At 56.1% G+C, this 23,010-nt stretch carries 24 protein-coding genes; 13 read left to right on the top strand and 11 right to left on the bottom strand.

What is annotated here, in order from left to right; genetic code table 11:
* Positions 1-23: 23 nt before the first annotated feature.
* The 3 genes from phnD to QOT07_RS07045 all read right to left on the bottom strand — a co-directional run bounded on the left by phnD (position 24) and on the right by QOT07_RS07045 (position 2,976).
* Complete coding sequence (gene phnD, locus QOT07_RS07055; RefSeq protein WP_099063975.1) at positions 24-956, bottom strand: phosphonate ABC transporter substrate-binding protein; 933 nt, start codon at positions 954-956, stop codon at positions 24-26.
* 44 nt (positions 957-1,000) lie between these two features.
* Positions 1,001-1,834: a phosphonate ABC transporter ATP-binding protein gene (phnC, locus tag QOT07_RS07050; RefSeq protein WP_413477484.1), complete on the bottom strand. Its 834-nt coding sequence runs from the start codon at positions 1,832-1,834 to the stop codon at positions 1,001-1,003.
* A 119-nt stretch (positions 1,835-1,953) separates the two neighbouring features.
* Positions 1,954-2,976, bottom strand: a complete 1,023-nt coding sequence (locus tag QOT07_RS07045; RefSeq protein WP_198404451.1) for a zinc-binding alcohol dehydrogenase family protein — start codon at positions 2,974-2,976, stop codon at positions 1,954-1,956.
* Positions 2,977-3,113: 137 nt separating this feature from the next.
* Between QOT07_RS07045 and QOT07_RS07040 the strand changes: the two genes are divergently transcribed.
* Complete coding sequence (locus tag QOT07_RS07040) at positions 3,114-4,019, top strand: GntR family transcriptional regulator (protein ID WP_219015675.1); 906 nt, start codon at positions 3,114-3,116, stop codon at positions 4,017-4,019.
* Positions 4,020-4,245: 226 nt separating this feature from the next.
* Positions 4,246-5,604, top strand: a complete 1,359-nt coding sequence (locus QOT07_RS07035) for an MFS transporter (RefSeq protein ID WP_261427133.1) — start codon at positions 4,246-4,248, stop codon at positions 5,602-5,604.
* Positions 5,605-5,642: 38 nt separating this feature from the next.
* Here the strand turns inward: QOT07_RS07035 and trpS are convergent, their stop codons facing one another.
* Complete coding sequence (gene trpS / locus QOT07_RS07030) at positions 5,643-6,650, bottom strand: tryptophan--tRNA ligase (RefSeq protein WP_085115783.1); 1,008 nt, start codon at positions 6,648-6,650, stop codon at positions 5,643-5,645.
* A gap of 158 nt (positions 6,651-6,808) precedes the next feature.
* Entirely contained in the window at positions 6,809-7,744 is a 936-nt protein-coding gene (locus QOT07_RS07025) for a LysR family transcriptional regulator (RefSeq protein ID WP_283602786.1), read from the bottom strand.
* Positions 7,745-7,871: 127 nt separating this feature from the next.
* On the opposite strand from QOT07_RS07025, the gene QOT07_RS07020 reads away from it, so the two are divergent.
* The gene (locus QOT07_RS07020; protein WP_207975910.1) at positions 7,872-8,618 is read left to right on the top strand and encodes an SDR family NAD(P)-dependent oxidoreductase; all 747 of its coding nucleotides are present in this window, start codon (positions 7,872-7,874) and stop codon (positions 8,616-8,618) included.
* A 62-nt stretch (positions 8,619-8,680) separates the two neighbouring features.
* Positions 8,681-9,574 (top strand): NAD(P)-dependent oxidoreductase, encoded by an 894-nt coding sequence (locus tag QOT07_RS07015; RefSeq protein WP_283604315.1) that lies wholly within the window; start codon positions 8,681-8,683, stop codon positions 9,572-9,574.
* A gap of 46 nt (positions 9,575-9,620) precedes the next feature.
* On the opposite strand, the gene QOT07_RS07010 is transcribed toward QOT07_RS07015, so the two are convergent.
* The 3 genes from QOT07_RS07010 to QOT07_RS07000 form a co-directional block, all read right to left on the bottom strand.
* On the bottom strand, positions 9,621-10,148 hold the full coding sequence (locus tag QOT07_RS07010) for a cysteine hydrolase family protein (protein WP_219015671.1): 528 nt from the start codon (positions 10,146-10,148) through the stop codon (positions 9,621-9,623).
* Positions 10,149-10,175: 27 nt separating this feature from the next.
* The gene (locus tag QOT07_RS07005) at positions 10,176-11,279 is read right to left on the bottom strand and encodes a suppressor of fused domain protein (protein ID WP_283602785.1); all 1,104 of its coding nucleotides are present in this window, start codon (positions 11,277-11,279) and stop codon (positions 10,176-10,178) included.
* 110 nt (positions 11,280-11,389) lie between these two features.
* Positions 11,390-12,292: a LysR family transcriptional regulator gene (locus QOT07_RS07000; protein WP_283602784.1), complete on the bottom strand. Its 903-nt coding sequence runs from the start codon at positions 12,290-12,292 to the stop codon at positions 11,390-11,392.
* A 119-nt stretch (positions 12,293-12,411) separates the two neighbouring features.
* On the opposite strand from QOT07_RS07000, the gene QOT07_RS06995 reads away from it, so the two are divergent.
* Positions 12,412-12,921: a phenolic acid decarboxylase gene (locus QOT07_RS06995; RefSeq protein ID WP_198404458.1), complete on the top strand. Its 510-nt coding sequence runs from the start codon at positions 12,412-12,414 to the stop codon at positions 12,919-12,921.
* Positions 12,922-12,924: 3 nt separating this feature from the next.
* Here the strand turns inward: QOT07_RS06995 and QOT07_RS06990 are convergent, their stop codons facing one another.
* Both QOT07_RS06990 and QOT07_RS06985 read right to left on the bottom strand, forming a co-directional pair.
* On the bottom strand, positions 12,925-13,806 hold the full coding sequence (locus QOT07_RS06990; protein ID WP_283602783.1) for an oxygenase MpaB family protein: 882 nt from the start codon (positions 13,804-13,806) through the stop codon (positions 12,925-12,927).
* Between the two features lie 58 nt (positions 13,807-13,864).
* On the bottom strand, positions 13,865-14,845 hold the full coding sequence (locus QOT07_RS06985; RefSeq protein WP_283602782.1) for a quinone oxidoreductase family protein: 981 nt from the start codon (positions 14,843-14,845) through the stop codon (positions 13,865-13,867).
* Positions 14,846-14,964: 119 nt separating this feature from the next.
* On the opposite strand from QOT07_RS06985, the gene QOT07_RS06980 reads away from it, so the two are divergent.
* From QOT07_RS06980 to QOT07_RS06965, 4 genes are all read left to right on the top strand, one after another.
* On the top strand, positions 14,965-15,855 hold the full coding sequence (locus QOT07_RS06980; protein WP_283602781.1) for a LysR family transcriptional regulator: 891 nt from the start codon (positions 14,965-14,967) through the stop codon (positions 15,853-15,855).
* Positions 15,856-16,104: 249 nt separating this feature from the next.
* On the top strand, positions 16,105-17,130 hold the full coding sequence (locus QOT07_RS06975; protein ID WP_283602780.1) for a methionine ABC transporter ATP-binding protein: 1,026 nt from the start codon (positions 16,105-16,107) through the stop codon (positions 17,128-17,130).
* Positions 17,123-17,791, top strand: coding sequence for a methionine ABC transporter permease (locus QOT07_RS06970; RefSeq protein WP_099063957.1), 669 nt, complete (start codon positions 17,123-17,125; stop codon positions 17,789-17,791). Before QOT07_RS06975 ends, QOT07_RS06970 begins: the two co-directional genes overlap by 8 nt.
* A 17-nt stretch (positions 17,792-17,808) precedes the next feature.
* On the top strand, positions 17,809-18,630 hold the full coding sequence (locus tag QOT07_RS06965) for a MetQ/NlpA family ABC transporter substrate-binding protein (RefSeq protein WP_430523269.1): 822 nt from the start codon (positions 17,809-17,811) through the stop codon (positions 18,628-18,630).
* Between the two features lie 57 nt (positions 18,631-18,687).
* Here QOT07_RS06965 and QOT07_RS06960 read toward each other — a convergent pair whose 3' ends face one another.
* Complete coding sequence (locus QOT07_RS06960; RefSeq protein WP_283602779.1) at positions 18,688-19,332, bottom strand: TetR/AcrR family transcriptional regulator; 645 nt, start codon at positions 19,330-19,332, stop codon at positions 18,688-18,690.
* 174 nt (positions 19,333-19,506) lie between these two features.
* Here QOT07_RS06960 and bhsA (QOT07_RS06955) point away from each other — a divergent pair, with 174 nt between their 5' ends.
* The 4 genes from bhsA (QOT07_RS06955) to QOT07_RS06940 all read left to right on the top strand — a co-directional run bounded on the left by bhsA (QOT07_RS06955) (position 19,507) and on the right by QOT07_RS06940 (position 22,957).
* Positions 19,507-19,764, top strand: a complete 258-nt coding sequence (bhsA, locus tag QOT07_RS06955; RefSeq protein WP_099063955.1) for a multiple stress resistance protein BhsA — start codon at positions 19,507-19,509, stop codon at positions 19,762-19,764.
* Between the two features lie 204 nt (positions 19,765-19,968).
* Positions 19,969-20,226 (top strand): multiple stress resistance protein BhsA, encoded by a 258-nt coding sequence (gene bhsA, locus QOT07_RS06950; protein ID WP_099063954.1) that lies wholly within the window; start codon positions 19,969-19,971, stop codon positions 20,224-20,226.
* Positions 20,227-20,494: 268 nt separating this feature from the next.
* Positions 20,495-21,985 carry an alpha-amylase gene (gene amyA, locus QOT07_RS06945; protein ID WP_099063952.1) on the top strand — a complete coding sequence of 497 codons (1,491 nt, stop codon included), beginning with the start codon at positions 20,495-20,497 and terminating at the stop codon, positions 21,983-21,985.
* Between the two features lie 123 nt (positions 21,986-22,108).
* Positions 22,109-22,957, top strand: a complete 849-nt coding sequence (locus tag QOT07_RS06940; RefSeq protein WP_085115729.1) for a PA4780 family RIO1-like protein kinase — start codon at positions 22,109-22,111, stop codon at positions 22,955-22,957.
* The last annotated feature ends 53 nt before the right edge of the window (positions 22,958-23,010 follow it).

Here is a 23,010-nt window from a genome sequence, read left to right as displayed (position 1 = left end):
CAATCACGACGTAAAGGCGAGAATTAACGGTCGCCTTTGGTCAGCTCACGCTTCATATCGATGATGTTCTGGTATTCCGCCAGTGTGGTGTCGCCGATGTGTTGTTTGCCGCCCATCGCCTTGATAAAGCACTGGTGGTCTTCCTTATCCAGCTTCTTGATGGCAGTCACGACCTTGGCTTTGAATTCTGCCGGCAATGCATTGCTCACCAGGATTGGGCCGTTCGGGATCAGTGGCGACTGCCAGATAATACGGATCTGTTTCATCAGGTCCGGGTGATCCATGCGGATCATGCGGGTGAATGCTCCGCTGGTGTAGCCGGTATTGTAGTCGCCGATCATCGACGCCCAGGTCACTGCGCCTTCGAACTGACCGTTCAGCACGCCGAGGACGTCCTGCTCATGGCCACCGGAGAAGGTCACACTGGAGAAAGCGTTGTTGTATTTATTGTCTACCGTGCCGCCGAACAGTTTCTTGAATTCCTGGTTCGGGATCAGGAAGCCGGAAGTGGAATCCGGATCGGCGAAGCCCACCGCCTTGCCTTTCAGGTCTTCCAGCTTTTTATACGGGCTGCCGGCTTTAACGATCACCACCGAGTGGTAACCACGGGATTGGTCAACGTCATCCACCGCGATGCCGACGATATCCACCGCTTTCGGATCCTTGATGTACACCGAAGCAAATGACGACGGCGACATGCTCAGCACCAGGTCAATTTTGCCGCCCAGTAGCCCCTGGATCACGCCGGAATAGTCAGAGGAGTTGCGCAGCTTGGTGTCGACGCTCAGCTCTTTGTCCAGGAACTGTTTAACGCACTGGTTATCACCAATCTGCTGGGTGGCGTTTTGCCCACCGAGAATGCCCAGGTTCAGTACTTTAGGTGCGTCCGCTGCGGTAGCATTAAATACCATCATCGCGCCGGCCATCAGGGTGGTCAGACTCAATACTTTTTTCATTACTATGCCTTGTGTGTGTAAAGGTAAAAGTGAAAATAAGGGTTTCAATGGATTTGATTGGCTTCCTCGCCATACAGCTGGTGCAGTATCCGTTCGTTGAGTTGCGACGGATGACCGTCAAACACGATTTTGCCCTGAGCAATGCCGATCACCCGGGTGCAATATTCTTTCACCAGTTCGACCGAATGCAGATTCACCATCACCGCGATGTCGTTTTCGCTGACTTTTTGCAGCGCATCCATAATGCGGCGGGTATTTTTCGGGTCGAGTGATGCCACCGGCTCATCGGCCAGCAGAATTTTGGGGTTTTGCATCAGCGCGCGGCAGATCGCCACTCGCTGCATCTGGCCGCCCGACAGGTTCTCGGCGCGCTGCAACGCATGCGGCAGCATATTGAGCCACTGCAGCAGTTCTATGGCGCGGGCACGGTCGGCGTCGTCAAACAGTTTGAAGAAGGATTTCAGGGTGGAAGTGTGGCTCAGACGACCCAGCAACACGTTGGTCATCACGTCCAGCCGCGGCACCAGGCAGAAGTCCTGGAAAATCATGCCACAGCGTGAACGCCACTGGCGCATCTGGCGGGCGGTCAACTGGGCGATATCCTGCGCCACGCCGTCGTCTTCAAAATGCAGCATTTCGCCGCAGCTCGAAGGAATGGTGCCGTTCAGGGTATGCAGCAGAGTGGATTTACCGGCACCGGAACGGCCGATCACCGCCACGAACTCACCCACGTGCAGGTCGAAGTTGATATCGTCCAGCACCCGGTGCTGAGATTTATAAGCTTTGCCTAAGCCTTTTACCGATAGCACCTTGCGGGATGACATCGGTTGTTGCCCTGGAAAGTCGGTCGTTGCAAGTTTTAACTGTGCCTGAGCCATATGATTTCTCTGGTTTCAGTGGCTAATCATTATGGGCACCTATTAACGAATAACTTTGTGACAACGGGATGATGGTTTTATGGCTGGGAAATGACGCGTGCCGTCATTTCCCATTGGGATTAAAAGCGAATAAGGCCTTTAATTAGCTGTTTGTTGTTGATGACCTGCGCTTCGTAATCCTCCGCCAGGCTGTCGAAATCAAAGTGATGGGTCAACATCATCTGGGCGGTGATCGCCCCCGTCGCCATTAACCGGCCGACCTTGACGAAATCCTCTTCGGTAGCGTTACGACTGCCCATCAGGGTGGTTTCCTTTTTGTGGAACTCAGGATCCGAGAATTGCAAATCCCCCTTGAACAACCCAACAAAAACGATGCTGCCGCCGTGACGGATCAGGTTGACGGCATGGTTCATTGCCTGCGCACTGCCGGTGGCGTCGATCACTTTCGCCGCCAGCATGCCACCAAACTGGCCGCGCAGCCTGGCCTCAAACTGATCGTCCAGTGGATTGAGTGCCGGCAGCTCCAGCACCCGTTCGACATGCCGTCGTCGTTCGGCGCTGGTATCAGCCACCACTACCTGTGCTCCATCGGCTTTGGCTATCGCCGCCACACCCAAGCCGATTGGCCCGGCACCTACCACCAATAACGGATCGTCCGGCGCTATGGCCGCACGGCGGACTGCATGGGCGCTGATGGCAAACGGCTCAATCAGGGCTGCCGCCTCTGGCGCCACGTCGTCCACCGCCAGCAGGTTACTGACCGGCACGCTGAGAAACTCGCTGAAGCCGCCGTCCTGATGTACGCCAATCACCGAAATATTCTCGCAGCAGTTGGTTTTGCCGCTCAGGCAGGCACCGCAATGATGACAGGAAAGATAAGGCATCACCGTCACGCGCTGCCCAATCCGCCAGCCCGTCGCTTGGTTGCCCAGACTGATAATCTCACCGCATATCTCGTGCCCCAGCACCCGCGGATAACTAAAGAAAGGTTGCTGACCGGACCAGGCGTGAATATCCGTACCACAAATGCCCACGGTAATCATTTTGATCACCGCCTCGGCCGGTGCGGGAAAAGGGGCCGGACGTTGCTGATAAATTAATTTCGTCGGTTGATCGAGCACTAATACTTTCATTGTTTTCATAACGTCCCCTCGGTTATTGGGAGAGTTATTAAATAAAAATGCCGAACGGCAATAAATTGGTGGGTAAATCTGTGAGGCAGTACAAAATAAACCGCTTTAAATTGGTTTTAAATAGATAAAAAACAGCCGAGGCTCATATGAGCAGAACCCAAAATCTGCGGCACAATGTCGTTAACCAGATGATTGACGGCATCAACAGTGGCCACCTGCGCTCACCGCTGCCGTCTCAGGCTGCGTTGGCCGAAATGTACAACATCAGCCGCACCACGGTGCGCCATACGCTGACGCATTTGTTCCAGCGTGGCGTGCTGGAAAAGGTCGGTGACGACTATGTTATTTTACGCCAGCCGCAGTCGGACGACGGCTTCGACTGCCAAAGCCCCTCCCTGGACGAGCAGGGGAAAAGGTTCGAGAAAGCGTTCTATCAGATGATCAATCAGAAGCAACTGCGCGCCGGAGACAGCTTCAGCGAACTGCAACTGGCGCGGGCGGTCAACGTCAGCCCGGTGGTGGTGCGGGAATTTCTGCTGCATTTTAGCCGTTACAATCTGATCGACAGCGTCAAGCGCGGGCAGTGGAGCATGAAACAGTTTGACCAGCGCTATGCCGAACAACTGTTTGAACTGCGACAAATGCTGGAAACGCACGCCCTTTCCCACTTTATCAATCTGCCGGCGCACGATGAACGCTGGCTGCAGGCCAAAGAACTGCTGAGCCGCCACCGCCAACTTCGCGAAGGTATCAGCGACCACTATCGCTTGTTTTCCCAGTTGGATCGTGACTTCCACGGGCTGATCCTCTCCGCCGCCAACAACCCGTTTTTCAACCAGTCGCTGGAGATCATTTCGGTGATTTTTCATTTCCACTATCAGTGGGATGAGACCGATCTGAAACAACGCAATATCATTGCCATTGAAGAGCACATGACCATTCTCAGTGCGCTGATCTGCCGTAACGATCAGGAAGCCATCAACGCGCTGCACCGCCATTTGGATACCGCCAAACAATCGATGATCCGCTCCCTCAATCAGGCCATCGCTTGAGCTGCCGGGGTGTTTTTTATCAGTAAAAAACACCCCGGCATGATTTAAAACCGATAAAAAGCAGCAAAATACTGGCTGCCGCACGGAACCGCGACAAAACTAAGTGCCTAAAATATTTCGCCCTCTAGGCTTACTGCCGACCACCTGCCAATACCTTCACTAAAACACCATCCAGGGGAATACCCGGAATAATAAATATTATTAATGCGAGATTCTGGAGGACGAAATGGAAAGAAGTAATACGATTAACACCGGAAAGGAACAGGCTGAACCCTATTCCGATCACATAATTCCTATGCCACCCGAGGGCATGCTGGTTCGCTCGGCCAGAATTAAAAAAATTCAAACTACGGCCATGTGTTTGTTATTTCTGGCGGCCATAATTAACTTTCTTGATCGCAGTTCACTCTCGGTGGCGAACTCTACCATTCGGCAAGAAATGGGCCTGAGCGGCACCGAAATCGGCTTGCTGCTTTCGGCATTCTCCCTGGCCTACGGTATCGCCCAGTTGCCTTGCGGCCCATTGCTGGACAGGAAAGGCCCGCGCATCATGCTGGGGATCGGCATGTTTGTCTGGTCGGTGTTCCAGACGCTGTCCGGCATGATCCACAACTTCACCCAGTTTATCTGGGTGCGTATCGGATTGGGGATCGGTGAAGCGCCGATGAACCCGTGCGGCGTGAAGGTGATCAACGACTGGTTCAATATCAAGGATCGCGGTATGCCGATGGGCATTTTCAATGCCGCTTCGACCATTGGGCTGGCGATCAGCCCGCCGATCCTCACCGCCATGATGCTGGCCTTCGGCTGGCGCGGCATGTTTATCACCATCGGCGTGTTGGGCATCGCACTGTCGATCGGCTGGTACATGCTGTATCGCAACCGACAGGACGTCAGCCTGAGTGCCCAGGAACAGGCCTATTTGAATGCCGGGAGCGTCAGCGCAAGGCCAGAACCGATGAACTTTCGCGAATGGCGAGCGCTGTTCAGGAATCGCACCATGTGGGGCATGATGATCGGCTTTAGCGGTATCAACTACACCGCCTGGCTGTATCTGGCCTGGCTGCCGGGTTATCTGCAGACCACTTACCATCTGGATTTGAAAAGTACCGGGCTGATGAGCGCCATCCCATTCCTGTTTGGTGCCGCTGGCATGCTGTCAAACGGCTTCGTCACCGACTTTTTGGTACGTCGCGGTATGGCGCCGTTGAAAAGCCGTAAAATTTGCATCGTCGCCGGCATGCTGCTGTCCGCTTCCTTTACCGCCGTGGTCGCTCAGGCCACCACCACCTACAGCGCGGTGTTGTTGATCGGCATGGCGCTGTTCTGCATCCACTTTGCCGGCACCTCCTGCTGGGGGCTAATCCACGTGGCGGTGACCTCCCGCATGACCGCCTCGGTCGGCAGCATTCAAAACTTCGCCAGCTTTATCTTTGCCTCGTTCGCGCCGGTAGTCACCGGTTGGATCCTGGATACCACTCACTCGTTCAGCCTGGCGCTCACCCTCTGCTCCTGCTTCACCGTGATCGGTGCGCTGTCGTATATCTTCGTGGTCAAACAGCCGATCGTTGACAGCGCAGCCTGATGTTTTGCTCACGCCCTCTTTCCACCGGGGGCAAACCTTCAGCTCAGAGAGAAGAAATCCAACCCCAGCGCGGCCTTCACCCGCCCCAGCGTCTGCCGGCTGACCTGGTCGGCACAGCGGGTACCCTGCTGTAAAATGCGCAGCAGTTCGCCCTTGTCGGCCAGGTAATCGGCCCGGCGAGTGCGGATCGGCTCCAGCAGACTTTGCAGGCAGTCTTCCAGCAGGCGTTTGATTTTCATGTCACCCAACCCGCCACGGCGATAGTGTTCCTTCAAATCCGCCACCAGCACGGCGTCATCACAGAAGGCATCCAGATAGGTGAACACCATGTTGCCCTCCACCTGGCCGGGATCACTGACGTTCAGATGGCCCGGATCGGTAAACATGCTCATCACCGCCTTGTGCACCTGATCGGCGTCGGCACCCAGAGTGATGGTATTGCCGCGTGATTTCGACATTTTGCCCTGCCCGTCCAGCCCCGGCAGTCGGCTAACATTGCTCAGTAAGGGTTGGCACTCCGTCAAAACCTGCTGGCCGACAATGCGATTGAAACGTCGGACAATTTCATTGGTTTGCTCCAGCATCGGCAGTTGATCCTCGCCGACCGGCACGTGTGTGGCACCAAAGGCGGTGATATCCGCCGCCTGGCTGACCGGATAAACCAGAAAACCGGCCGGCAGACTGCGGGAAAAGTCCTTCTCGATAATTTCACTTTTCACCGTTGGGTTGCGTTCCAGCCGCGCCACGCTGACCAGGTTGAGGTAATACATCGTCAGCTCGGCCAGCGCCGGCAGCGCGGATTGCAGGCAAATGGTGGTTTTCTGCGGATCGATGCCAACCGCCAGATAGTCGGCCACCAGATTAAGCACGTTGGTGCTGATTTTTTGCGGGTTATTGCCGTTATCGGTCAGCCCCTGCAGGTCTGCCACCAATACCGTTTGCTGATGCTGCTGTTGCAGCTCAACGCGCTGACGCAGTGAACCGACGTAGTGGCCTAAATGGAGGGATCCGGTGGCGCGATCGCCGGTCAGAATGGTGTAGCTCATTGCCTTGCTCCTGAAAGTAAAGACACCACCGGATCAACGCAATAAAAATGCCGCCAGAACCGGCGGCATTAAAAAGAGGTGTGAATACCCGTGCCGCCTTTAGAGGAGGCGCCACCAGGACTGGCTGTGAGTGGAGTGCATCGGCATATTCATGGCTTTTAGGCTACGCTCCCGGCAGCCGTGTTGTCAATAACCGCAGGTTGCCAGGTTGCTGCCTGTTCACGGGCTATACGGCAAAATGCCTCGCTCAGCGGTGACGGTGTGCGCCACGCCAGCGCCAACGTATAGGGTACCGGGCTGCCGGTGCCGCTCAGTTCTCGAAACACTACCCCGGGGGATTGCAACACCGCAAACAGGGCCGGCATCAGCGCGATGCCCACGCCTCCCGCCACCAGCCCGCCAATGGTCTGCATCTGTCGCGCCTCCTGCACGATACGCGGACTAAACCCCGCCACCGCACAGGCCTGCAGGATCGCCGCATGCATCCCCGGCCCGTAATGCGCTGGAAACAATATCCAGGACTGATCGGCCAGACTGCTCAAAGTAACTTGCTGCTGCGCCGCCAGCGGGTGGTTTTCCGGCAACGCCAGCACCATGCGATCGTACAGGAAAGGCAGCATCTGCAAGCCCTCCTGTGGCACCACCGGCAGTACCACCATGCCAATGTCGGCACGGTCATCACGCAGTGCGATCAGTTGCTCGGCGGTAGTGGCCTCCTGCAAATGAAACTCCGCCTGCGGATGTGCCTGACGAAACTGCCGCAGGATCCCCGGTAACAGGGCGTTCACCGTGCTGTCGACAAAAGTCAGGCGCAGCGATTCCGTCAGGCCGCGTGCCGCACGCCGGGTATTGCCGAGGGTGCGATCAAACTGCGCCAACGTGCGCCGTGCCTCAATCAGAAATACCTGCCCCGCTTCGGTGATCCTGGTGATGCGGTTGCCACGCTCCAGCAAAAGCACCCCCAGTTCCTGCTCAATTTTTCTGATGGCGGCGGTCAGCGGTGGCTGTGCCATATGCAAGCGGTCGGCGGCACGGTGAAAACTCATTTCTTCCGCGACGGCGATAAACTGCCGCAGCTGACGTAGTTCAATCACACGATACCTTTTTCATATTTTGGGAGCATAAATAGAGTATTGGATGTATCAACAGCAAAAGCCAATACTTTTCCAACCGCAGAACGCCGACGCCATTCCGGCACGGCCCGCGGTAAGGAGAACAGTTATGACGCAACGTACAGCGATTATCACCGGCGGCTCCAGCGGCATTGGGCTGGCTATCGCCCGGCAACTGGCGCAACAGGATTACCGTGTCGCCATCGTGGCACGTGAGCCCCAACGCCTGCAGCAGGCAGCGCAGCAAATTGGCCCCGACACCCGCTACTATTCGGCGGATTTGAGCCGCCGTGGGCCAGTGGAAGACGTCGTCGCACAGCTCGCTGCCGATCTCGGCACCGTAGATGTGTTGATCAACAACGCCGGCTTTACCCGGGTGATTGCCGCCGACACGCCGCTGGCGCAGGCCGAACAGGAATGGGATGCAGTGATCGAGGGGAATCTGAAAAGCACCTTTCTGTTTACCCTCGCGATGTTGCCACACCTGCGTAAACCGGGCGGTCGCATCATTAACCTGAGCTCAATTGCCGCCCAGTGTGGCAGCGGTAGCGCCGGGGCGCTGGGGTATTCCGCCGCCAAGGCCGGTGTGCAGGGTTTTACCCTCAGTCTGGCACGCGAACTTGGCGAATTGGGCATTACTGTCAACGCCATTGCCCCGGGCTTTATCGCCGATACCCGCTTCTTCGGCGCCGGGTTGTCGCAGGATCGCATTGACGCCATCGCGGCAGAAACACCTATGGGCCGCACCGGCCGGGTGGAGGACATCGCCAACGCCGCACTGTGGCTGGCGTCAAAAGAAGCCTCATTTATCACCGGCACCATCACCTCAATTAACGGCGGCGCGCGGGTCGGTTAAGAAAGCGTTACATTCCGCCATTTGCGTTCTCAGCCTGCCGCGCTAGGGTGAAGGGATTCAACCTGAAGAAGGAACACAATATGAAGATCGGATTTGCCGGGCTGGGCGGTATGGGTAGCGCAATGGCCACCAACCTGTTGCAGGCGGGCTATACGCTGAAAGTCTGGAATCGCTCCCCTGAGGCAGCACTACCGCTGGTCGCCGCCGGGGGCCAACAGGCGCAGCAGGCTGATGAGTTGGCCGATGTGGATGTGCTGATCACCATGCTGGCCAACGACGCCGCAACCGAGCAGGTGGTGCTGGCAAGCGGGTTGCTGCAACGGCTGCAACCGGGGGCGATCCACATCAATATGGCGACGATATCGGTGGCGCTGGCCAAACGACTGGCGGCGTTGCATATGGAGCACAACGTCGGCTATATCGCCGCGCCGGTGCTGGGGCGGGTGGACGTAGCCGCGGCCGGTAAGCTGAATATTCTGGCGGCGGGCGATGCGCAGCTGATCGCCAAGGTACAGCCGCTGTTTGAGGTGCTCGGCCAACAGACCTGGCATTTTGGCGAGCAGCCCGAACAGGCCAATATCGTCAAAATCGCCGCCAACTTTACGCTGGCCAGTGCGATTGAGGCAATGGCCGAAGGCAGTGCGCTGGTGCGTAATTACGGCGTTTCCGGCGCGGATTACCTGCAAATGCTCAGCAGTACCCTGTTCGCATCTCCGGCTTATAAGGGCTATGGCGCACTGATTGCCGAAGAGAAGTTCGAACCGGCCGGTTTCAAATTAAGCCTGGGTATGAAAGACGTGAGCCTGGCATTGGAGGCCGCTGCCAACAGCCACACACCAATGCCGTTCGCCGGCGTACTGAAGGATAACTTCCTCGATGCGGTGGCGCAGGGCGATGCGGATTTGGACTGGTCAGCGTTGGCCAAGGTGGCGGCACGCAGGGCGGGATTGAAATAAGGCTAACGAGCCCGGCTGATACACCGGGCTCGTTTTTATCTGGCGATCAGAAGCGGATTTCTGCCGCCGGCAGCGCATTGATCAGCACGCCGAAGCTTTCAATATTCGACAACGTGGCGTTGTGATGGGTACGGATCTGCAGGCCAGTGGCGTGCGCTTTGTCGTGACTGGTGTGTGCATCGGCCGCCAGTGTCACCGGATAGCCCAGCCCAGCGGCGCGACGGGTGGTAGTGTCTACGCAAAACTCGGTGGAGTAGCCGCAGACTACCAAATGCGAAACCCCCTTGGCGATCAGCAATGGTCCCAGCCCGGTGCGCAGGAAGGAGTCCGGGGTGGTTTTACCCACCCGATGGTCGCCGTCGTTCACCTGCAAACGGGAGTCAATCTGCCAGGCATCGCTGCCCTGTGCCAGCTCATCGTCTGGTGTCTGATGCTGGATAAAAATCACCGGCACTCCAGCCTGACGGGCAGCGGCGCTCAAAGTGTTAATTCGCTCAATCGTCGCTTCGGCATCGGCCGGCGGCGGCGTAAACAACCCTTTCTGCACATCAATAATCAACAGCGCTGACTTCATGATAACTCCCGTGAATTTAATCGAAAATCAGCATAACGGTTGGCGCGGACGGAAGATATGGTCAACGCCCTGTTCACGCAATTGACTTACCAGATCGTGGCCACCATTCGGTGTCGCGTGCGCCAGCAGGCGCTCGGCTTCAAATACCGGGCTGGCCCAGAAAATATTCACCGGATCGCCATACTGTTTCGGCAGGGTCAGGTGCTCGCTGTATGGGTAAAACGACGAGGAGAGCACATAGCCCTCATAACCCTGCGGCGCGACTTCAGACTCCAGGGTATGGCCTTCGCCAAACCAGGTAATTTTAGCCCAGGGGGCGTGGGCAAACCCGGCCAGCGCGCTGGCCATCTGCACCGCGTTCTCCTCGGTCATGTACTGACCGTCGATGGCGATGCCCATTTCCATACGGCGGTAGCGGGGAGCTTCGTCGTTAAACAGGATTTCCACCCACGGCATCGGGCGGATACTGACGCCCATGGTGAGAAAATAGTAGATGCCATCGCGCTCATGCTGAGTAATGGCCATCGGCGGCCATTTACCCTGGTCGATTGCATAGTATTTCACCGAGGGACCAAAGTGCTGATCGTAAATCGCCTGATAGTCGTTCTGCATTTTTGGCCACGGATTATCCTCTTCCCGCTGCCAGCTACGCCAGAACTGACGGGTACTTTCCGCCAGCGCATACTGGGTATTGGTGGAAGCAGAGCCGAGCGGATAAGCCAGCGGACTCTCTTTGATGCAACTGGCGGAATAGCACACCGAGTGGTCGATATACAGGCTCCAGCCGGGGATCACTGCCAGCAGTTGACCGTAATACCACAGCGCCGCACCGTCGTCGCTCTCCGTCCAGACCACCATCAGCCCTTCCGGGTTCAGCGGCGCTTCCCCCTCCAGATTGCGGCAAAACTCGGCTGCCAGCATCGGTGGCTGGCCCAACGCCAATGCCGCACTGTCTTCCTGTTGCGGCGCGGCCGCCAGGTTACGCAGCCAGCAGGCTCGCACCTGAAAACGTTCGCTATTTTCTTCTGAAGGATAAATATAAAAATAGGCAGCCCGATGATCTTGCTGAACCACCGCCACCAGCGTCTGGTTCTCATTACTGACTTCAGCAAGTACGTGTGACTCGTTCATATAACCTCAAATAGGCTCAAGGCGCAGAATAATGCTGCACGCTAAATAAAATGGAAATTGGCTTTTGCCCAGTGTAAAGCGCATTAACGGCCGGATCACCCGTAAAAGTCTCAAAATTTCGGGCTGTTGGCTAATTGATGGTCGGATTGCACCGCATCGGTAATCATTTCCGCCATCGCCCTGGTCGTCAGATCAAAATACCCCTGAGGATCCCCATAAATTAAATATAGCGGCGTGGCACGGATCCGCTGACCGGCAAGCGGTAAGGGCAGCAATTCACCACTGGCCAGCAGCCCGGTGATCCGGTCCTGCGGCAACCAGCCATACCCCACCCCATGACATATCGCCTGTATCGCCGCATCAAAGGTGGTAAAACTCCACGCGGCGTCTGCATCCGCTTGCTGCAGAGGATCGGTAATCACCACGCGATGAAAACGGACCAGTTCGGCCTGGGTCAACGGGCCCTTCAATTGATGCAACGGATGGTGACGATGGGCGACGGCGATAAAATTCACATCCATCAAAAAACTGCCGTCCACTGAAGCATCCGGCGGCAACGTGGTGATGTATAAGTCGGCATCAGCTTGCGCCAGCAGTTCCCGGCTTTCACCCCGCAGGATCTCACGCAACCGCACCTGAGTTTGCGGATAGCGCTGTTGAAATTGCCGCAGCGCGCGGAACAGTAACGGCTTTGGAAAAACGCTGTCCGCTACCAGCGTTAACGCCACCTTCTCACCTTGGGTAAACGCCGCCGCCCGCGCCTCAAGCTGGCTGAAAGCGGTAATCAGCGGTTTGGCATGTTCCAATAATGCCCGGCCTTCCACCGTCAACTCCGCCTTACGGCCGACTATCATCAGCAATTTAACCCCCAGCCGCTCCTGCAAGGTGTGCAAACTGTAACTCACCGAGGATTGGCTGCGGTGCAGGTATTCAGCCGCCTGAATATACCCCCCTTGCTCAATCACGGTCTGCAACGTGTGCCACTGATCCAGAGTGGTTTTGGGTGCCCGCATTCTCGCCTCCTAAAACATCTAATAATTCGATTATTAACCGCCAATATTAGCGTTTTTATATCGATTTTTATCAGCGTAGGCTACTCATATCGACTTAAAACACTCCCCATAAGGAACACATAATGAGCAGCTTCGACAAGCACGACCTGAGCGGTTTTATCGGCAAACATCTGGTGTATACCTATGACAATGGCTGGAATTATGAGATCTACCTGAAGAATGCCGGCACCATCGATTATCGGATCCACAGTGGGTTAGTGGGCAATCGTTGGGTGAAAGATCAGGCGGTCTACGTGGTTCGGGTGGCCGCAGAAGTGTATAAAATCTCATGGACTGAGCCGACCGGGACTGACGTTAGCCTCATCGTCAATCTGGGCGATCTGATTTTCCACGGCACCATTTTCTTCCCGCGCTGGGTTATGAATAATCCGCAGCACACCGTGTGTTTCCAAAATGAACACCTGGCACAGATGGCGGCCTATCGTGAAGCCGGTCCGGCGTACCCGACTGAAGTGATCGACGAATTTGCCAGCATCACCTTTGTACGCGACTGCGGCGAAAACGATGAGCAGGTGATTAACTGTCCGGCCAGCGAGCTGCCGGCAGATTTCCCCGCTAACCTGCGGTAATCATCAATGCGCTACGGCGGTTTTGTTAATTCGTCGTAGCGCTCGCTGATAGGAACCGTTACGCATCGAGGCCCGCAGCACTTTACCCACCCCGCCGGCACCGACCCGCACCAGTTTTTGTCGCAACCGGCCGGAAGAAAAATCAAACTGCTGCTGCGCCCAATCCGGCAGCAGATCAATACCCGCCTGCATTACCAGAGCGCCAAAAGGTTGTGCCAGCCTGCTCGGTGCCGGAGCCGCCAGCAGAATGCGCGCCACTTCCTGCGTGCGCTCATCACACACCAACTGCGGCCGCATCCGCTGCAGGTAATCTTCGATTTCACAACAGGATACAGGGATATTGCGTGCTCCCAGGGCAGCGGCGACGCGTGCCGCCTCACGGTAATAGCTGTCCTGCCGTTCGCGGGCAAGATGAGGATTGCGGTAACGCAGATGGCTGGCCAAAAAACAGCGGCTTTCCACCACGTGCACCCAGGTGAGCAGGTCCGGATCGCTGGCGGCATAAGCCCTGCCGTCGCTGCTGACGCCGTTGACCCGCAAATGAATGGCTTTAACTTTGGCGATCAACCGTTCGGCCTCGGCCGTGGGGCCAAAGGTGGTGACGGAGACAAACTGGCTGGTACGGCGCAGGCGGCCGAGCATATCGTCGCGGAAGTTGGAATGGTCCCAGACGCCGGCCAGCGCCAACGGGTGCAGCATTTGCAGCAACAAGGCGCTGACACCGCCACACAGCATCGAGGTGAAATCACTGTGTACCTGCCAGATAACCGACTGCGGCCCAAACAGGCCCGGATCACCCGGCGGGTTCTCAAAATCGACCCCGCCAAGCGCCAGCCCGGTCAGACCGATCACCTGTTTTTCTATCGCCGCACGTATCACTTCCATCCTGACTGACCCCAATTATCGTCCGGCGGCCAGTGTAGCATGCAGGGGAAGGCTGCTTTTAACTCTGCGGGTCGCGATCGTTGAGCAGCACAATCTTACCGGCAAAGCTGCGATCTTCCAGCCGACGGTGGGCAGCCGCGCCTTCGCTCAGCGGGAAGGTTTCGATATGGGGCACGGCAAATTCGCCATTTTGCCAACTGCTGAACAGGCGTTCAGCCCTTTCACGTCGTGCCTCGGCGCTGTTGAGATAAGTCCAGAGGTCACCGCCGACCACGCCTTTGGAATCCATCATCAGGCCGTAGGCAGAAATAGCCGGAGCCTCGCCGCCCGCCATCCCAAAGGTGACGACCCGGCCACCAGGGCGCAGCGCGTCGATGCTCTGTTGCAGCGTGATGCCGACCGAGTCGAAACCGTACTCAACGCCACCGCCGGTCAGCGCGGCAATTTGCGCGACCCAATCCTGCTGATAGGTGAAGGCTGCTGCGGCACCGTTGTTCAGCGCGATCTGCTGTTTGTGCGCCGAAGACACCACGGCGTAAACCTGTGCGCCACGCGCCACCAGCATGCGGGTCAGGATCTGCCCGACACCGCCCGCCGCTGCATGCACTAACGCGCGATCGCCCGCCTTCACCTGCACGCTGTCATTAATCAGGTACTGCGCCGTCAGCCCTTGCAGCAGAATTGAGGCCGCCTCGACGTCGCTCAGGGCTGGTGGCAGCCGCAGTGCATGCTCCACCGGCACATTGATACGCGTGGCGTGACAAAAAGGCACATCGGCGAAACCAATCCGCTCCCCCAACTGCCAGCCATTGACGCCCTCACCCACGGCGATAATGGTGCCCACGCCTTCGTAACCACCGATATGCGGCGGGTTACCGTGCAGCACATAATTGCCCTTGCGGCGGTAGATATCGGCAAAATTCAGCCCGGCAGCGCCCATCCGCACCTGCACCGCGCCCGCCGGTACCGCTGGCGTCGGTAACTCAAGGTATTCGAGCACGTCCGGCCCGCCAAAGTGTTCAAACGCTAATGCATGCATGTTGCTGCTCCGGGAAATTCCGCCAATAACACACTGACGGTCGATAGAAGGATTATCGCAAAGCGCTATAATCAGGCAAAGTGGCCCGCAGAACATTCAGAAAACACCAGGGGTTTATAATGGACCGATTAACCAGCATGGCGGTGTTTGTGCGGGTGGTGGAAAAAGGCAGCTTTGTCGCCGCCGCCGAGGAGATGGCAATCTCTCCGACCATGGTCGGCAAGCACATCCGTTACCTGGAGCAACGCCTGAATGCGCCGCTGCTGAACCGCACCACCCGCAGGCAGGGGCTGACCGAGGCCGGTCGGGTGTTCTACGAACGCTGCCGCCGCCTGCTGGCCGACGCCGATGCCGCCGAAGCCAGTGCCCGGGCGCTGCTGAGCTCCCCCAGCGGGCTGCTGCGTATCAGCGCACCGGTCACTTTTGGCAACCGCGTTCTGACGCCGATCCTCACCGAATTCCTGCAGCGGCACCCAGAGGTCGAGGCGGAGGTGGTGCTGTCGGATCGCAAAGTGGATTTGATTGAGGAAAGCTACGAAGCTGCATTTCGCATCGGCCCGGTGGCGGACGACGGCCTGGTGGCACGTGCCCTGCCCGATTACCGTATGACGCTGGCCGCCTCGCCGGACTATTTAGCGCAGCAGGGTGTTCCAACGCAGCCGGTTCAGCTCAGCACCCACAGTTGCTTTGGCTTCAGCCAGTGGGACGGCAACCACTTCTGGCGGTTGCAGGGGCCAGAGGGGGAAATTAGCGTGCCGGTCAGGCCACGGCTGCGGATGGACTCTGGCGAAGGAGTGCGCCGGGCGGCGCTGGCCGGGTTTGGTATCGCGCTGCATGCCGGTATGCTGCTGGACGAAGATATTGCTGCCGGCCGGCTGGTGCGGGTGTTGCCGGACTATTCGCCGCTGCCACGGCCGATGCACCTGGTCTATCTGCCCGAACGACGGCAGTCACCCAAGCTGGAAGCTTTTATCGCCCTGACCGTCGCCAGACTTTGGGGACGCGCCTGAACAAAACACCGCGGCCAAAATCGCCCCAGGCCGCGGTTTCACCATCACTTCTGCTCATTATTTTATATATCAAATAAGAATAACTAATAGGATTTATATTCTTCCTGTCACTATCAACCCCCGGTAGGATTGGCCTGTATTCACCAGCAACAGAGGTTCCGCCTGCCCTTTGCTTCGAGAAGCCGAGCCCTCTGGCGCTGCGCGCTCCGGGCGGAATACTGTGATGTATTGATAAGGATCCGCTTCTTTATGATCGTTCTTTCGAACGTTTGCAAAACTTTTGACAGCGCACAGGGCCGCGTTATCGCGGTGGATGATGTCAACCTGGCGGTCGAAGCCGGGCAAATTTACGGCATCATTGGCTATAGCGGAGCCGGTAAAAGCACCCTGATCCGTTTGCTTAACGGGCTGGAAACCCCTACCAGCGGCAGCATTCAGGTCGACGGTTTCGATATCGCCGCCGCCAAAAGCGACCAGTTGCGCCAGGCGCGGCTGAAAATCAGCATGGTGTTTCAACACTTCAACCTGCTGTGGTCACGCACCGTCAGCCAGAATATTGCCTTCTCGATGCAAATCGCCGGCGTGCCCAAGGCACAGATTAAACCGCGTGTGGCGGAGCTGGTGACATTGGTTAGCCTGCAGGGCCGCGAAGAGGCTTATCCTTCGCAGCTCAGTGGCGGACAGAAACAGCGTGTCGGCATCGCCCGCGCACTGGCCAATAATCCGGGAGTATTGCTGTGCGATGAGGCCACCTCGGCACTCGATCCTCAGACCACCGATTCGATTCTGGACCTGTTGCTGGACATCAACCGCAAGCTGAACCTGACCATTGTGTTGATCACCCATGAAATGCACGTAGTGCGCAAAATTTGCCATCGCGTGGCGGTGATGGAAAACGGCCGCATTGTCGAAGAAGGCCCGGTGATCGATGTTTTCACCCGGCCGCAGCAGCCGATTACCCAGCAGTTCGTTAAACAGGTTTCGCAGTATCAGGAAACAGAGGAAAGCTTTAATCCACTGTTGGCCCAGCACCTGCCGGGCGCGATCTTCAAACTGACCTTTGTCGGCGTGCAAACCCATCAGGCGGTGATTTCCGACGTGATCCTGCGCTACAAGGTGAGCATTAATATTCTGCACGGCAAGATAACCCAGACCCTGAACGGATCCTTTGGCGAATTGTATATCCACGCCGATGGCAACGATCTGCAAATCGACAGCATGCTGAAATTATTGAAAGAACAACAGATCGCCGCTGAGGTGATTAAACATGATTGAGTCACTGTTCCCTCACCTGCGCATTGACCAGTTGCTGAACGCCACCCTGGAAACCCTGTACATGACCGGTATCGCCGGGCTGGCGACGCTGGTACTCGGTATCGTGCTGGGGGTGCTGCTGTTCCTGACCTCCCGCGGCCAACTGTTGCAAAATCGCCTCGTCTATTCGCTGATTTCAGTGCTGGTCAACGTATTCCGTTCCATTCCCTTCATCATTTTGATCGTGTTGCTGATCCCGTTCACCAAGACGCTGATCGGCACCATTTTAGGAGCTGACGCTGCGCTGCCGGCGCTGATTGTCGGCGCTGCCCCCTTCTATGCGCGGCTGGTTGAGATTGGCTTGCGTGAGGTGGACAAGGGGGTCATTGAAGCGGCGCGCTCTATGGGTGCCAAAACCAGCACCATTATCTTCCGCGTGCTGCTGCCGGAGTCTTCCCCGGCGCTGGTTTCTGGTATTACCGTCACCCTGATCGCGCTGGTGAGCTATACCGCGATGGCCGGGGTGATCGGCGCAGGCGGGCTGGGTAATCTGGCCTATCTGGAAGGTTTTCAACGCAATCACGGTGACGTGACGCTGGTGGCGACGCTGACGATCCTGCTGATCGTTTTCGTTATCCAGTTCATCGGCGACACCATTACAACAACGCTCGATAAACGATAAATAACCTGGGAATAATGATGATGAAAAAGCAAATGATGATGCTGGCTTTCGCCTCACTGACCGCGTTAGCCTCCTTGGGTGCCGCGGCGGAGACCAAGCTGGTGGTTGGTGCGTCCAACGTTCCGCACGCGGAGATCCTCGAGCAGGCCAAGCCGATTTTGGCGAAGGAAGGCATTGATCTGGTGATCAAACCCTTCCAGGATTACATCCTGCCGAATACGGCGCTGGCCAGTCACGATATTGACGCCAACTACTTCCAGCATGTGCCCTATCTGAATTCGGTACTGAAGGACCATGCGGGCGATAAGAGTTACGACTTTGTCAGCGCCGGGGCTATCCATATCGAGCCGATCGGCATTTACTCCAAGAAGTATAAAAGCCTGAAGGATCTGCCGGACAACGGAAAAATCATCATGCGTGATGCGGTGGCAGAGGAAGGGCGCATTTTGTCTATCTTTGAAAAAGAAGGCGTGATTAAGCTGAAACCAGGCGTGAGCAAAGTGGATGCACGCATTACCGACGTGGTGGAAAACCCGAAAGATCTGAAGTTCCTGGCGAACGTGGAAGGCGCATTGTTGCCACAGATGTACAACAACGATGAGGGTGACGCGGTGGTGATTAACGCCAACTACGCCATCGATGCCGGGCTGAACCCAACCAAAGACCCGATCGCGGTCGAAAGCGGTGAAAACAACCCCTATGCCAACATCATCACCGTGCATAAGGCCGACGTGAACAAGCCGGAAATTGTCGCCCTGGTGAAGGTGTTGCACTCCAAAGCCATTCAGGACTTCATCCGCCAAAAATACCAGGGCGCAGTGATCCCGGTTAACCAGTAATTCAAGCCAAGGCCGCAGCAATGCGGCCTTGCCCTTTATCGAACAATACGCCCTTCCCTAGACCTTATTGCCCACCTGGCTGAGACGCGGCCAAACCAGCATCAATGCATCGAGCAAGCGATATAAATCCTCACGGCTAGCCCCTTCACGTGCCTGAACCGACATGCCTTCAATGGTACAGACGATGAATTTGGCCAACAGTGCGGTATCGGTTTTCGCCAATAACTCCCCCTGCTGTACCTTACGGTCAAAACAGGCTCGCAGGCTGGCCTCATTAGCATGATGCTTGTTACGCAGCATTTCGGCGACTTCATCAGACGACGAAGACAGTGCCGCGGACGCACACACCATAAAGCAGCCAGACGGCGTATCCGGATCGGTAAACACTTCAGCTGAAGAGCGCACATAGGCTTCAACGATTTCCGCTATCGGCAGATCCCGCTCCAGCAGTTGATTGGTGCAGGTAGTGTACTTTTGCAGATAACGCTCCACCGCCGCACGGAACAACCCTTCTTTATTACCAAACTCGGCATACAGCGTTGGCGCCTTGGCGCCGGTGACTTCAACCAGATCGGCCAGCGACGTTGAGTCATAACCGTGCCGCCAGAACAGATCGAGCGCGCTGTCCAGCGCACGGTCGCGATCAAACTGCTTCGGTCTGCCACGCGTTTTTTTAGCGCAGACCTCTTCATTGATACTCATAGACCCTCTCTTATCCCGCCCCGCAGCAGGGCTCACTAATTAAATTAACGATCATTATAAAAAAATATTGCGCTGCCGTCGAGAAGCGATTAACATTTAGTTATCGATCGTTAAGTAATAACAACGACAGACATTCAAATCCCAGTTTACGCTGTTAGAATAGGAATTAACATAATGAAAAACTTAAAAATTACTCTTGCCGCCATCGCGCTTGCCTCTGCTTCTTTCGGTAGCTTTGCTGCAGACCTGGTTAACAGTCAGCCGGCTGATCAGCAAAAAATCGGCGTGGTTACTGTCAGTGGTGCTTCTGATATCACCTCTCTGGAAGCCGATTTAGCGGCCAAAGCTGACGCAGCCGGTGCAAAATCATTCCGCATCACCGGCGCCGGGGGTAACAACCAACTGCATGGCACCGCAGTAATCTATCAATAACAATCAGTTAATCGTCATTCTCTGGGCCGGTAACGGCTATTTTCTTCCCGGTTAACGACGATAAGAAAAAAATTAATTAACGAACATTAAAAAAATAATTGCAAAGCGCCGAACAGGCGTCTAACATTAAATTATCGATCGTTAATTAATTTAACGACCCAATAAAAAAACATCGTACAGAATATCGAGATAGGAAATAAGACCATGAAAAACCTGAAAATGACCATCGCTGCCATCGCACTAGCTTCTGTTTCTTTCGGTAGCTTCGCCGCCGACCTGGTAAATGCCCAACCGGCAGATCTGCAAAAAGCCGGTGTGGTTACCGTCAGTGGGGCTTCCGACCTGACCAGCCTGGAAAACAAACTGGCTGCCAAAGCGGATGAAGCAGGTGCTAAATCATTCCAGATCATCTCAACTACTGGCGACAACAAACTGCACGGTACTGCGATTATCTACAATTAATTGCTGAATCAGCAATTGCGCAAAGAGGCGGCCCTGGCCGCCTTTTGTATTATTGCCCCGCCGAAAATCTGCTGGCTGAAGCCCAATCCAGTGGTTTAGCAGCTACTTCGATAGGCCAATATCAGACTGGTATTGTCTCATTACGTCAGCCTGGATTAACCCGCCCGAACCGAGTTTCCCTTTTACCAAAAGTAGCCCATGCTGTAACAGGATGGGGTGGGCGACGGCTCATCCCGCACCTCTTTCTGGCAAATAGGGACGCTGGCTCATGACGAAAAAAACCACCTTGCTGCAGTTTTTCCATTGGTATTATCCTGATGGCGGAAAGTTATGGCCAGAGGTCGCCGAACGGGCCGCGCAAATTGCTCAGTTGGGTATCACCGACCTGTGGCTGCCCCCCGCCTATAAGGGCGCTTCCGGCGGCTATTCGGTAGGGTATGACAGCTACGATCTGTTCGATCTGGGCGAGTTCGACCAAAAAGGCAGCCGCGCCACCAAATACGGTGACAAGGAAGCATTGGTGCATGCCGCCACAGCGCTGCGTGATAACGGCGTGCGGGTGATTTATGACGTGGTCTTCAACCACAAGCTCGGTGCCGACGAAAAAGAGCAGGTGCACGTGTATAAGGCGGACGCCAACAACCGCAATAATATTAACGACCAGGGTTTCGACGCTCTGGCCTACACCCGTTTCACCTTTCCCGGCCGACAGGGCACCTACTCCAAATTTATTTGGGATTACAAATGCTTTGGTGGGGTTGATTACGTTGAACAGCCCGATGAGAAAGGCGTGTTCAAAATCGCCAATGACTACGGTGACGACGGCTGGAACGATCAGGTCGGCGACGAGAAAGGCAACTACGACTATCTGATGGGGGCCGACGTTGAATTTCGCAACCCGGCGGTAGTCGAAGAGCTGAAATACTGGGCGCGCTGGCTGCTGGAAACCCTGCCGTGCGACGGTTTCCGGCTGGATGCGGCCAAACATATCCCCGCCTGGTTCTTTAAAGAGTGGGCTGACCACGTGCGTGACAGCGCACAGCGCGATCTGTTTATCGTCGCCGAATACTGGTCGCACGATTTGGCCGCGTTACAACAGTATATTGACCTGGTCGAGGGCAAAGTGATGCTGTTCGACGTAGCCTTACACCTGAAGTTTCATCAGGCATCAAAACAGGGGGATGGGTTCGATATGGCGCAGATGTTCACCGATACCCTGACCGCTGCCGATCCAGCCCATTCGGTCACGCTGGTCGCCAACCACGACACCCAACCGCTACAATCGCTGGAAGCGCCGGTCGAACCCTGGTTCAAACCGCTGGCCTACGCCCTGATCCTGTTACGCGAACAAGGGGTGCCCTGCGTGTTCTATCCTGACCTGTACGGTGCCAGCTATAAAGATAAAGGCAGTGACGGCCAGGAGTACCAGATTGATATGCCGGTTATCCCTGAGCTGGAAAAGTTGATTCAGGCGCGACAACGCTTTGCCAACGGCGTGCAAACCGATTATTTTGATGATAAAAACTGCGTGGCCTTCAGCCGCAGCGGTACCGCCGAAGCACCTGGCTGCGTAGTGGTACTCACCAATGGGGCTGAAAGCGGCAAAGCGGTTTCGCTGGGTGCCGAACTGGCACATAAAAATTGGCGCGATCTGCTCGGTAACCGTCAGGATGAGGTCACCACCGACGAACAGGGGAATGCGACTTTCCCGGTTAACGGCGGCAGCGTCAGCGTTTGGGTACTGGCAGAAACCCTGTAGCAGGTGCGCCGTTGCGGCCATATGTCGCAACGGCGGCAAACTAAATTTTGCCTTTCGGGTCTAAATTTGGCTAACACCTTAGCAAACCATTCACACCGGAGCCTAAATAGGGTACAAGGCTGCATGAAAATTCCAAAACGACTCCAGCCATTGGTAGATGATGGTTTAATCGACGACGTCATCCGCCGTTTGAAAAGTGGCAAAGAAGCCGACGTCTTTATCGTGCGCTGCGGCGAAGAGATCCGCTGCGCCAAAGTTTACAAAGAAGCAGACAAGCGTAACTTCAAGCAGGCCGTGAATTACCAGGAAGGCCGCAAAGTGCGTAACAGCCGCGATGCCCGTGCCATGAGCAAAGGGTCGAAATTCGGTCGCCAGCAGCAGGAAGAAGCCTGGCAGAATACCGAGGTCGATGCACTGTATCTGCTCGCCAAAGCGGGCGTACGCGTACCGCAGCCGGATATCTGTCTGGATGGCGTGCTGCTGATGGAACTGATCACCGACGAAGAAGGCCTGGTAGCCCCACGTCTGAGCGATGTCACTCTGACGCCGGAACAGGCGCGGGCCGATCACGCACTTATGATGAACTACGCGGTGCGCATGCTGTGCGCCGGGCTGGTACATGGCGACCTGTCGGAATTCAACGTGCTGATGGACAAAAATGGACCGGTGATTATCGATTTACCGCAGGTGGTGGATGCCGCCGCCAACAACCACGCCAAAAGCATGTTCGAACGTGATATCAACAACATGTCGCAGTTTTACGGCCAATATGCCCCGGAACTGCTCGACAGCAAGTACGCCAAAGAAATTTGGGCGCTGTATCAGGAAGGTAACCTGACACCGGCCAGTGTGTTGACCGGTAAGTTTGTCGAGAGCAACAAACGCGCCGATGTCGGTTCAGTGCTGGAAGAAATCCAGGCGGCCAGCGAAGAGCACCAACGTCAGCTTATGGCTCGCAACGAAGAAGATTAACCCCCACCCGGCCATGTCCAGTGTGGCCGGGGTTTATTCGATCCTGAACACAG

The sequence above is a fragment of the Serratia proteamaculans genome, from assembly GCF_949794035.1.
GTDB lineage: Bacteria > Pseudomonadota > Gammaproteobacteria > Enterobacterales > Enterobacteriaceae > Serratia > Serratia proteamaculans.
Note: the sequence above shows the minus strand (reverse complement) of the source record. Positions and strands in the feature narration are given on the sequence as shown.